The organism is Gallibacterium salpingitidis (assembly GCF_030517105.1).
In the GTDB taxonomy this organism is placed as follows: domain Bacteria; phylum Pseudomonadota; class Gammaproteobacteria; order Enterobacterales; family Pasteurellaceae; genus Gallibacterium; species Gallibacterium salpingitidis.
In genome coordinates this window covers 804596-816612 of sequence record NZ_CP103875.1, presented here as the reverse complement: position 1 = coordinate 816612, position 12017 = coordinate 804596, and the positions used below count along the sequence as shown (strand labels likewise).

The 12017-nt window shown below is 37.8% G+C and carries 8 protein-coding genes; 4 read left to right on the top strand and 4 right to left on the bottom strand.

Annotated features, from left to right (window positions below; all coding sequences use genetic code 11):
- Positions 1-61 precede the first annotated feature (61 nt).
- Together aceF and aceE are read right to left on the bottom strand one after the other, a co-directional pair.
- A complete protein-coding gene (gene aceF / locus NYR30_RS03830; protein ID WP_302501954.1) occupies positions 62-1948 on the bottom strand; it encodes a pyruvate dehydrogenase complex dihydrolipoyllysine-residue acetyltransferase in 1887 nt (628 codons plus the stop codon).
- Positions 1949-1979: 31 nt separating this feature from the next.
- Entirely contained in the window at positions 1980-4643 is a 2664-nt protein-coding gene (gene aceE, locus NYR30_RS03825) for a pyruvate dehydrogenase (acetyl-transferring), homodimeric type (RefSeq protein ID WP_302501953.1), read from the bottom strand.
- Positions 4644-5187: 544 nt separating this feature from the next.
- Between aceE and garD the strand changes: the two genes are divergently transcribed.
- The 4 genes from garD to NYR30_RS13665 all read left to right on the top strand — a co-directional run bounded on the left by garD (position 5188) and on the right by NYR30_RS13665 (position 9252).
- A complete protein-coding gene (gene garD / locus NYR30_RS03820; RefSeq protein ID WP_302501952.1) occupies positions 5188-6744 on the top strand; it encodes a galactarate dehydratase in 1557 nt (518 codons plus the stop codon).
- A gap of 98 nt (positions 6745-6842) precedes the next feature.
- On the top strand, positions 6843-7364 hold the full coding sequence (locus NYR30_RS03815) for a helix-turn-helix domain-containing protein (protein ID WP_302501951.1): 522 nt from the start codon (positions 6843-6845) through the stop codon (positions 7362-7364).
- Positions 7307-8002 carry an IS3 family transposase gene (locus NYR30_RS03810; RefSeq protein ID WP_302501950.1) on the top strand — a complete coding sequence of 232 codons (696 nt, stop codon included), beginning with the start codon at positions 7307-7309 and terminating at the stop codon, positions 8000-8002. Before NYR30_RS03815 ends, NYR30_RS03810 begins: the two co-directional genes overlap by 58 nt.
- Before the next feature lie 530 nt (positions 8003-8532).
- Complete coding sequence (locus NYR30_RS13665) at positions 8533-9252, top strand: IS256 family transposase, variant Zn-binding type (RefSeq protein ID WP_437125213.1); 720 nt, start codon at positions 8533-8535, stop codon at positions 9250-9252.
- Positions 9253-9655: 403 nt separating this feature from the next.
- Here NYR30_RS13665 and NYR30_RS03800 read toward each other — a convergent pair whose 3' ends face one another.
- Both NYR30_RS03800 and NYR30_RS03795 read right to left on the bottom strand, forming a co-directional pair.
- Positions 9656-10807 carry a CdaR family transcriptional regulator gene (locus tag NYR30_RS03800; protein WP_302501948.1) on the bottom strand — a complete coding sequence of 384 codons (1152 nt, stop codon included), beginning with the start codon at positions 10805-10807 and terminating at the stop codon, positions 9656-9658.
- A gap of 25 nt (positions 10808-10832) precedes the next feature.
- Complete coding sequence (locus tag NYR30_RS03795; protein WP_066422204.1) at positions 10833-11975, bottom strand: glycerate kinase; 1143 nt, start codon at positions 11973-11975, stop codon at positions 10833-10835.
- Positions 11976-12017: the final 42 nt, after the last annotated feature.

Genomic DNA, 12017 nt, shown 5'->3' with positions numbered 1-12017 from the left:
TTCGGTATTTTAAATTTAATTTGTAACAAAAGCCTGAATCCTCAGGCTTTTGCTTCCATTACTACATGACTAAGCGGCGTAAATCCGACAACACACCACTGATATAGGTAATAAAGCGTGCACCATCTGCCCCATCAATCACGCGGTGATCGTAAGACAATGATAATGGCAACATTAAACGTGGAGTGAATTCTTTACCATTCCAAACTGGTGTCATTTCAGACTTAGATACCCCTAAAATTGCCACTTCTGGCGCATTTACAATCGGAGTAAAGTGAGTACCACCAATACCACCTAAGCTTGAAATAGTGAAACAACCACCTTGCATATCAGATGCAGTTAATTTACCAGCACGTGCTTTCTTAGAAATTTCAGCAAGTTCACGAGAAAGCTCGATTACCCCTTTCTTATTTACATCTCTAAATACAGGTACAACTAAACCATTTGGTGTATCTACTGCCACACCAATGTTGATGTATTTCTTCAAGATTAAACGCTGTGCATCTTCAGTAATTGAGCTATTGAAGTTTGGATATGCTTCCAATGCTTTCGCAACAGCTTTCATAATAAAGACAAGCGGAGTAATTTTAACATCAAGTTTTTGTTTTTCAGCAAGTACATTTTGTTCTTTTCTGAATTTTTCTAATTCAGTGATATCTGCTTTATCCCATTGAGTAACATGAGGAATCATTACCCAGTTACGATGTAAGTTCGCACCAGAGATCTTCTTAATACGACCTAATTCAACTTCTTCAGTTTCACCAAATTTACTGAAATCAACTTTCGGCCATGGTAATAAGCCTAAACCTGCGCCCGCATTACCTGCTGCCGCTGCTGGCGCTGCTGCACCAGATTCTGCGATCTTGACCGCATTCTTCACATAAGCTTGAACGTCTTCTTTTAAGATACGTCCTTTACGACCAGTACCTTTAACTTTATCTAAGTTCACACCAAATTCACGTGCTAAACGACGTACTACTGGTGTTGCATGGGCAAAACTTGCACTTGCAGTAACATCTTCAGCTGATGCGGCTGGTGCTGCCGCTGCTGCAGGAGCAGGTGTTGCTGCCGGAGCTGCTGCTTGTGGTGCTGGAGCTGGAGCCGCTGCTGGCGCTGCACCTGCGACTTCAAAACGCATAATTAATGAACCAGTAGAAACTTTATCACCTGATTTCACTAAAATTTCTTTTACTACACCTGCAAATGGTGCAGGAACTTCCATTGAAGCTTTGTCACCTTCAACAGTGATAAGAGATTGTTCTTCGCTTACGCTATCCCCCACTTTCACCATAATTTCAGTAACATTCACTTCATCACCACCGATATCAGGTACATTAACATCTTGTACCCCACCAGCTGCTGCAGGTGCCGCTACTGGTGCTTCTACTGCTGGAGCAGAAGCGGCTGGCGCTGCGCCTGCGACTTCAAAACGCATAATCAATGAACCAGTTGAAACTTTATCACCTGATTTTACTAAAATTTCTTTTACTACACCTGCGAATGGTGCCGGTACTTCCATTGAAGCTTTATCACCTTCAACAGTAATAAGAGATTGATCTGCAGTAACGCTATCACCAACACTCACCATAATCTCAGTAACATTCACTTCATCGCCACCAATATCAGGAACATTAACATCAACAACTGATGCCGCTGCTTGTGGTGCCGGTGCAGCCGCTGGCGCCGCTGCTGGCGCTGAGGCAGGTGCTGCTGCACCTGCTTCTTCTAATACGAACATTGGTGTACCAGTAGAAACTTTATCACCAACTTTTACTAAAAGTTCTTTAATTACACCTGCTTCTGGCGCTGGAACTTCCATTGAAGCCTTATCACCTTCTACATTGATTACACTTTGATCTACTTCAACAGTGTCACCAACTTTGACCATAACTTCTGTTACAGTAACTTCATCACCGCCGATATCAGGTATAAGAATTTGTTTTGACATGATTTTATATCCTTGTGATTGTTACAGTTAATTATGCGTGTAAAGAGTATGCTTTATCTGCATCAATACCATATTTGCTAATTGCTTCTACAAGTACTTTCTTATCTAAAGTACCTGCTTTGACTAATTGAGCCAATGCTGCAACAGCAACATGTTTCGCATCAACTTCAAAGTGTGAACGTAAGTTTTCACGACTATCTGAACGACCGAAACCATCAGTACCTAATACTAAATAGCTGCTTGCTGGAACATACGCACGTACTTGATCCGCAAATAGACGCATATAATCTGTTGCTGCAATCGCTGGTGCATCATTCATCACTTTAGTGATATAAGGCACTTTCGCTTCTGCTTCAGGGTGTAATGTGTTGTAACGTTCAATTTCGTTACCTTCTCTCGCAAGCTCTGTGAATGATGTTACGCTGTACACATCAGAAGATACACCGAAGTCATTTGCTAATAATTGAGCAGCTTCACGAACATGACGAAGGATTGCACCTGAACCTAATAATTGAACTTTGCCTTTACCTTGACCAGTTACAGTTTCAAATTTATAGATACCCTTACGAATACCTTCTTCTGCACCTTTCGGCATTGCAGGTTGATCGTAAGTTTCATTTAAGGTTGTGATGTAATAGTAAATATCTTCTTGATCTGGACCATACATACGACGTACACCATCTTGGATAATTACTGGTACTTCGAATGCGAACGCAGGATCATAAGATACACAACTTGGAATAGTTAAAGATTGAATATGGCTATGACCATCTTCGTGTTGTAAGCCTTCACCATTTAAGGTTGTACGACCAGATGTACCGCCGATCATAAAGCCTCTTGCACGTTGGTCGCCTGCTAACCACATTAAATCACCAACACGTTGGAAACCAAACATTGAGTAGTACACAAAGAATGGAATCATTGGTAAATCATTGGTACTGTATGAAGTTGCTGCCGCTAACCAAGACGCAGTTGCCCCTTGTTCATTGATACCTTCTTGTAACACTTGACCATCTACAGCTTCACGATAGTAAGCCACTTGTTCGCGGTCTTGAGGCATATAGTTTTGGCCATGTGGGTTATAAATACCAATTTGACGGAATAGACCTTCCATACCGAAAGTACGTGCTTCGTCCGCAATAATTGGCACAATGTGTTTACCAATTGATTTATCTTTCAATAACACATTTAATGTACGCACAAACGCCATAGTGGTTGAAATTGGACGAGATTGTGCTTCAAACAATTGTGAAAACTCTTCAATTGCAGGAACATCAAATTGTTGTGTAAAACGAGGTAAACGAGTTGGTACATAACCATGTAACGCTTGACGACGTTCATGGAGATATTTGTACTCTTCTGAACCTTCTTCAAATTTAATGTATGGTAATTTTTCGATATCAGCATCAGAAACTGGAATATTGAAACGATCACGAACGTGTTTAACGCCTGACATATCCATTTTCTTAACTTGGTGAGCGATATTTTTACCTTCTGCTGCATCACCCATACCATAACCTTTAATGGTTTTAACAAGTAATACAACTGGTTTATCTTTAACTTGTTTTGCTTTATTTAATGCAGCGAATACTTTAACTGGATCATGACCACCACGATTTAATGCCCAGATTTCATCGTCTGTCATATCTTTAACTAATTCTGCTGTTTCAGGGTAACGGCCAAAGAAGTGTTCACGAACATAAGCACCATCTTTTGACTTCATTGTTTGGTAATCGCCATCAACAACTTCCATCATCAATTGTAGTAATTTACCTGAAGTATCTTTTTGTAGTAAGCGATCCCAACGACGTCCCCAAACAACTTTAATAACTTCCCAGCCTGCACCGTTAAAGTTACTTTCTAATTCTTGGATGATCTTACCGTTACCAGTTACTGGGCCATCAAGACGTTGTAAGTTACAGTTGATTACGAAGATTAAGTTATCTAATTTTTCACGAGCAGCGAACGCTAACGCACCACGTGATTCTACTTCGTCCATTTCACCATCGCCTAAGAACGCATAAACAGTTTGATCTGTAGTGTCTTTTAAGCCACGGTTATTTAAATATTTCAAGAAACGCGCTTGATAAATCGCATTCAATGGTCCTAAGCCCATTGATACAGTTGGGAATTGCCAGAATTCTGGTAATAATCTTGGATGAGGGTAAGAAGATAAACCTTTACCATGAACTTCTTGACGGAAATTATCCATTTGTTCTTCTGTTAAACGGCCTTCAACAAATGCACGCGCATAAATTCCTGGTGCGATATGACCTTGGAAGAACACTAAATCGCCGCCATTTTTCTCATTACGAGCTTTGAAGAAATGATTGAAACAAACTTCATATAAAGTCGCAGAAGATTGGAAAGAGGCCATATGTCCGCCTAATTCAAGATCTTTCTTAGAGGCACGTAATACTGCCATAATCGCATTCCAACGAACTGCACCACGAATACGACGTTCAAGATCTAAATTACCTGGGTAATTAGGCTCTTCGCTAATAGGAATAGTATTGATATAGTCTGTTGTCATTCCAGTAGGAAGTGAAACATTATTTGCTCTCGCACGTTGAATAAGTTGTTCAATAATATATTGAGCTCGTTCAACACCCTCTTCACGAATCACTGAATCGATTGCCAACAACCAATCGTTGGTTTCAATCGGATCCACGTCATTTTTTACCATATCCGACATGGGTTCTTCCTTTTATGTATTATAAGTTGACAAAATGCTGTAATACTTTTAATAACAAAAGTATTAAGCGACTGATAAAACATGTTCTGTTAAATTAGACCTGTGAAATCAGCGAATGGACTTCACAATTTATTAACTAATTTTAGAAATTTTATTAGATTTTTTGAAATAAAGATAGTTGAAATTAGTTTCAAAATAACAAAATTTTCTAAAATTGTCTATTTTATGACTACTGTCACACTTAATAGGTAGCTTGGTCTATCCTTTGTTTTTACCATTATGAAAAGATTCTAAATGGCTTGTCTTTAGGCTATCGCCCAAATCATTCTATTAATTTTTGCCTTTTTGCTATGCCTTTATTTTGCAATTGCACTGAATACTATTAGTCTTTTTGCTATTTTGTGATCGTCATCACGTACTATCATTAATCCTCCGTAAAATATTATTTTTTCACCAGAGATACTTGGGCATTTGCACAATCTTATTTTTCTATTCTCTTTCTATAATGTAGTACAACATTAAAATAACTATGGAGTGATCTATTATGAATAATGCCCAATCCGCACCACTATATATCAAAGTGCATACTACCGATAATGTTGCTATTATCGTCAATAGCAATGGTCTGCCTGCTGGCACACAATTTCCTGATGGTTTAACACTTGTTGAACACATTCCACAAGGCCACAAAGTAGCGCTCACTGATATTCCTCAACAATCTCCGATTATTCGCTATGGCGAAATTATTGGTTATGCAGTGAAAGATATTGCTAAAGGCAGCTGGATTGATGAATCTTTAGTAGAGTTACCAAAAGCTCCGCCACTAGCAACACTACCACTTGCAACTCGACCAGCTCCTGATTTAGAACCATTAACAGGTTATACTTTTGAAGGATATCGTAATAAAGATGGCAGCGTCGGTACCCAAAATATGCTAGGCATTACCACCAGCGTCCATTGTGTTGCTGGTGTGGTCGATTATGTTGTGAAAATTATCGAAAAAGAATTGTTGCCACATTATCCTAATGTAGATGGTGTTGTTGGTTTAAATCACCTCTATGGTTGTGGTGTAGCGATCAATGCTCCTGCTGCCATTGTACCAATCAGAACTATTCACAATATCGCGCTTAACCCTAATTTTGGTGGCGAAATTATGGTAATTGGTTTAGGTTGCGAAAAATTACAACCAAGCCGTTTATTAGAAGGAACTCCTGATGTTTATCCAATCTCACTAGAAGATGCCACTATCACTAGCTTACAAGATGAACAATTTGTTGGCTTTCAAGCTATGCTTAAATCTATTCTTGAAACGGCTAAACAACATTTGGAAAGACTTAATCAACGCAAACGTGAAACTTGCCCTGTATCTGACTTAGTGGTTGGTATGCAATGCGGTGGTAGTGATGCTTTCTCTGGTGTTACAGCTAACCCTGCTGTTGGTTATGCTTCAGATTTATTAGTACGTTGCGGTGCTACTGTAATGTTCTCAGAAGTAACAGAAGTACGTGATGCAATTCATTTATTAACGCCTCGAGCAATTAATGAAGAAGTCGGTAAGCGTCTATTAGAAGAGATGCAATGGTATGATGATTATCTCAATATGGGAAAAACCGATCGCAGTGCAAACCCATCACCAGGAAATAAAAAAGGTGGTTTAGCTAACGTGGTTGAAAAAGCTTTAGGTTCAATTGCAAAATCCGGTTCTAGCGCAATCGTTGAAGTATTATCGCCTGGCCAACGTCCAACCAAAAAAGGTCTAATTTATGCTGCAACTCCAGCAAGTGACTTTGTTTGTGGTACTCAACAACTTGCGTCTGGTATTACAGTACAAGTATTCACTACTGGACGTGGTACACCTTATGGTTTAGCTGCATTACCAGTGATTAAAGTTGCTACTCGCAGTGATTTAGCAAATCGTTGGTTCGATTTAATGGATATCAATGCAGGAACTATTGCAACAGGTGAGGCAACCATTGAAGATGTGGGTTGGGAAATATTCCATTATATTCTTGATGTTGCTAGCGGACGTAAAACCACTTGGTCAGATAAATGGGGTTTACATAACGCATTATCCGTATTTAATCCAGCACCTGTGACCTGATTTAATATTGTTAGAAACACAACTAAGGCTTAGAAGAAATTTGATCTGCACCCTAAAAGTTGGACTTATTATCCAACAAATAAAGGTGCAGATTTTTTATGACTAAATATACCCAAGCTTTTAAACAACAAGCCATTGATTTTTATGTTAAACATCACGAAAGTTTGTCATTCACTTGTCGTACTTTTCACATTCCGAAAAGAACATTAAGACGTTGGATTGCTCAATTTCGACATTCAGGTAGTAATGGCTTAGCTATCCTTCATACTAAGAGAACGTATTCTCCTGACTTCAAATATCAAGTCATCCAAACCATCCAACGGGATAAATTGAGTCTAGAAAGCGCTAGCCTGCATTTTGGTATCGCAAATTCTAGTGCGATTAGTCAATGGTTGAAAAGTTTTCAGCAATACGGTATAGAGGGATTATTACCTAAACCCAAAAGACACACTGCAATGAAAAAAACACGTTATGCCAAAATGCCGCCACCACCGAAAACAGAAGAAGAACGTTTACGCTTAAGAATCCTAGAACTAGAAACGGAGAATGCTTACCTAAAAAAGTGTCAAGCATTAGACCAAGAAAAAGCGAGGAAAAGGCTGCTATCATCCAAGGATTAAGAGTACAGTATCCCTTAACCCTCTTGTTAGTTTATGCAGAATTAGCAAGAAGTACTTTCTTTTATCATTTACAGGGCAAAAGCAAGCCAGTGGATAACAATAAGTCCATCAAAGAGCAGATTATTGCCATCAAACGGCAGCATCCCCATTATGGTTATCGTCGTGTCACGAGGCAGTTAGATAAGGTTAATCATAAACGGGTGCAACGTCTGCTCCAAGAGCTAGGATTACAAGTAAAAAGGAAACCGCCACGAAAATATTCTTCCTATCAAGGGCAAGTGGGCAAAATTGCACCGAATCGCTTACAACGAGATTTTCGTGCTACCCATCTAAATCAAAAGTGGTTGACGGATATTACCGAGTTTAATGTTAATGGCGAAAAACTCTATTTTTCCCCTATTTTGGATTGCTATAACAATGAGCTGATTGCCTATCAATGGAGTCGTCATCCAAATAGTGATTTAGTGAACCGAATGGTACGCCAAGCGATTACCCGGCTCTCTAAAGGCGACACGCCAATTTTACATTCAGACCAAGGCATACAGTACCAAATACCGAGTTATCAACACTTATTGGTTGAACATCATATCGTACAAAGTATGTCAAGGAAGGGAAATTGTCTAGACAATGCAGTATAAACGCATTTGACTTTGTTCATAAGGGGGGGGGGTAAAATATAGCTCTAGTTTCTCCAAAAAACAAAATACGGTGAATCTTGAGCATTTAGAGAATTAAATTTAACTCGATTTATTACAGAGGAAATTTTTATGTTTTGGACTATTGTCGGTGCTATACTCTTTGTATATTTCCTGCCAATTATCATACCCACTGCAATATTAATATTAGTTGGAATTATCGGATTTTGTAAAAAATACTGGTGGATTCTTATTCTTGCTTGGCTATTCACAGGTTTACTATTTATGTCATAGAGAGGCATTGAATATAACTAAACAATATAGGAAATTTACAAAAATATGGGAAAAAGCGACTTAACACTTTTGCCTGTAGAGCAATTACCTTTTTAACAATGCTTCTCTGTTTTGCTTGTTATTTGTTACTAACATTTAGTGACTAACTTCAGACTCCCAGGCATATAGGACAAAAAGTTGGTAAAAAGTGGTTTAAAGTCTTATAGTACAGAGCTTTAAGCCACTTTTTTGAAAAATGAATAAAAACTTGTCCATTCTGCCACAATTATCCTATCCAAAAATACGGTATTCAAAATCAAATTCAGCGTTATAAATGCCTTCAATGTCATAAAGTATTTACATTTAAAAAGAAATTAAATCCTGAACAAATTTGGCAAGATTATTCAGAAGGAAAACAAAGCCAACAACAACTCGCAGAAAAATATCATTGTTCGCCTCGAACAATTCGTCGATATTTAGAAAAAGCGCCAAAAGGCTTATTAAACTTGCCTACAAAATCATCACTTAACTTAATTATTGATACCACTTTTTTTCATCGCGATTTTGGTGTGCTTGTTATGATAGATTCTCCATCAGGTAAAGTCATTTATCATCAAATAGTGAAGACAGAAAAAGATGAATATTACAAAATAGCCATGAATAAACTGAGAGAAAAAGGTTATCAAATTCAATCTGTTACTTGTGATGGGCGTCGAGGACTACTGAAAGATTTATTGAATACCCCGACGCAAATGTGTCAGTTTCATCTGGTTGCTGTGGTAATGAGAAAGTTACGTAAGAAACACCAATCACTTGCAGGAAAAGAACTCAAAGTTATTGCCAAAACACTAAAAAATAGTCATAAGAGTGAATTTTATCGTCGTTTACATAATTGGTATTTACGTCATCAAGCTTTTTTAAATGAGCGGTCAGAGAAAGCCAATGAACGTGGTTATTTTCCTTATAAACAAGACAGGTAAGAAGTGCTTATGCGAGTTTTAAACGATATGAAAATTATTTATTTACCTATGAGAAATATCCTGAATTAAATATTGAAAAGACAACAAATCGAATAGAGGGGTTATTTAAACAACTTAAGGATAAATTACGCCCACATAGTGGTTTAACAAGAAGACATAAGATATTGTTTATACAGGACTTTTTAAATAAGAAAAGTTGGTAAGAATTATGAGAAATAATCATTACCAACTTTTTTGTCCTATAGACAATGAAAATGGATGAAGACCAACTTTTTTGTCCTATATGCCAAAATTTAGATAAGAAATAATTGAGCTAAAAGTTTTATAATTGACTTTGTCAATAAACTGAAGGACATCCATGTCCTTAATACTTTTTACTCTGTAATTAAATCAAAATTAATAATCAAGATGTAACATGCAATGCCATATATAGCAAGAAACGATCATCTGTACTATTAAGATTCAATCCTGTTAAATCAGCTATTTTATTTAAACGATATTCCAAAGTGTTGCGATGCACATATAACGCCTTAGCTGTTGCAACAGTTTGCATATTATTTTCAAACCAAACTGATAATGTTTTGCATAAGATACCATTAGTATCCATTAGTTGTAATTTACGAATCGGACGTTCTAACTCTTCTTTCTGCCAACCGTCTTTTAATTGATCTAATAACACTGGCAGAATGAGCTCTTGATAGTTATAAATACGTTGTTTTGGTAAGCGAGCTTTACCAATTTTTAAAGTGGTTTTTGCAGTATGATAAGAAAGCGAAACCCCATTTTCACCTGGAAAATAATGACCTAAAGCAATACGAACATTTAATTTTGCATTTTCATTCATACGCGAAAGTAATTGTTGAATACGATTTAAATGTTCTTGGACATCCCAGCGTCCAAATGCGTTTAGTGCGGGTTTTAATACAACTAATTCAGTTAACGATGAAATTGCCACTAAGTTATCGCGTTCTGGTACTTTCAGCAAAGATTGTAGATTTTGTAATTCACTACGCGCATTTTCAATACTTAATTGCCCGCTATCCACTTCGATAACACAAGCAATTCTCGGCATTGAAAGATCGACACCTAACCGATTAGCCCAATCAACTAAACTTGCTGAATTGTCCTTATTATTGATCAGATTCAATACTAACTCTTCTTTTAAGCGAGTATCTTGCGCCAACATATCAAACAATCTAGCTTGTTCGAGCATCATTTCAGCAGTCATACAGACTAAACGACCAAATTCTTTTAAACTAGTCGGGTCGCCTGTTAAACCAATAACACCAATAATCTTACCATCCAATTTTAACGGTAAATTAATCCCTGGCCTCACACCATGCAGACTATGAATAACTGCTTTATCAATATCAACGATTCTTCCTTGAGAAAGGGCAAGTAGCGCACCATCATGAATTTCACCTACACGATTTAAATCGCCGCTAGCAATAATTCTGCCTTTCGCATCCATAATATTAATATTACAGTTAATAATATCCATTGTGCGTTCGACAATTTTCTTCGCTAGTTTTTCATCCAATAAATACACTGTCATAACTCACCCATTTATCATTTTTCAATTAAGAAGCTGAAAATTGCATTTTTATGACTTCAGCCACATTACGTGCAGTAATCTCAAGATTTTGCTCTGCATCTTGCATTGCTTCTGGGAAAGTGCAAACTTTATTCAAGATACTGAATACAGCATCAATACCATAATCATGCACTACTTCAATATCTTTACCTAAAGAACCGGCAATGCCAATTACTGGAATATGGTATTTTTTCGCCACTGCAGCAACACCTACAGGTACTTTACCATTAATGCTCTGGTGATCAATGCGGCCTTCGCCAGTAATCACCAAATCTGCATCGGCTACTTTTTTATCTAATGCCAATAATTCAACAATAATTTTGATACCGCTTTTTAAACTTCCATGTAAAAATCCAGCAAATGCCGCACCTAAACCACCAGCCGCACCTGTTCCTGGAATTTCTGCTACCGCAATACCAAGATCACGCTCAATAATGTTTGCAAAATGTTTTAATGCTGAATCCAGTTGTTTTACCATTTCTGGAGTTGCACCTTTTTGTGGTCCAAAAATAGCTGAAGCGCCACGCTCTCCTGTTAATGGGTTAGTCACATCACAAGCAATTTCAAATTGACAATTTGCCAATCTTGCATCTAAACCAGAAACATCTATCTTAGCCAAACGAGCTAACTCTGCTCCACCATAACCAATTTGCTTGCCTTCGCTATCCAATAACTGAACACCTAATGCTTGCAGCATTCCTGCTCCTGCATCATTAGTAGCACTACCACCTAAACCAACAATAAAGTGTGTAACACCATAATCTAATGCTGAAAGAATTAATTGACCAACACCATAAGTTGTCGTAATTAACGGATTGCGTTTTTCTAATGGCACCTGTTCTAGTCCGCTGGCAGAAGCAATTTCAATGAAAGCTGTTTTTTCGTCACCTGAAATGCCCCAAAACGCCGGCATAACTTCACCGAGTGGCCCAACAACATCAACTGTAATAACTTTACCATTGGTAGCTTCCACCATGGTTTCAACTGTACCTTCTCCCCCGTCAGCAACAGGCACTTTTACATATTCTGCATCGGGAAAAACTTGTTTAAATCCCTTTTCTATAACATTCGCCACCCGCATTGCGGAAAGACTCTCTTTATAAGAATCGGGTGCAATTACAACTTTCATGTTAACAATCTCGCTTTAATCTTTTCCTTAGGGAAACAGAGG

What these genes read in the sequence shown, in the direction of transcription:
- NYR30_RS03815 (WP_302501951.1), top strand. Translation starts at nt 6,843, where the DNA reads ATGACTAAATATACCCAAGCTTTTAAACAACAAGCCATTGATTTTTAT.
- aceE (WP_302501953.1), bottom strand. Translation starts at nt 4,643, where the DNA reads ATGTCGGATATGGTAAAAAATGACGTGGATCCGATTGAAACCAACGAT.
- NYR30_RS03800 (WP_302501948.1), bottom strand. Translation starts at nt 10,807, where the DNA reads ATGACAGTGTATTTATTGGATGAAAAACTAGCGAAGAAAATTGTCGAA.
- aceF (WP_302501954.1), bottom strand. Translation starts at nt 1,948, where the DNA reads ATGTCAAAACAAATTCTTATACCTGATATCGGCGGTGATGAAGTTACT.
- garD (WP_302501952.1), top strand. Translation starts at nt 5,188, where the DNA reads ATGAATAATGCCCAATCCGCACCACTATATATCAAAGTGCATACTACC.
- NYR30_RS03795 (WP_066422204.1), bottom strand. Translation starts at nt 11,975, where the DNA reads ATGAAAGTTGTAATTGCACCCGATTCTTATAAAGAGAGTCTTTCCGCA.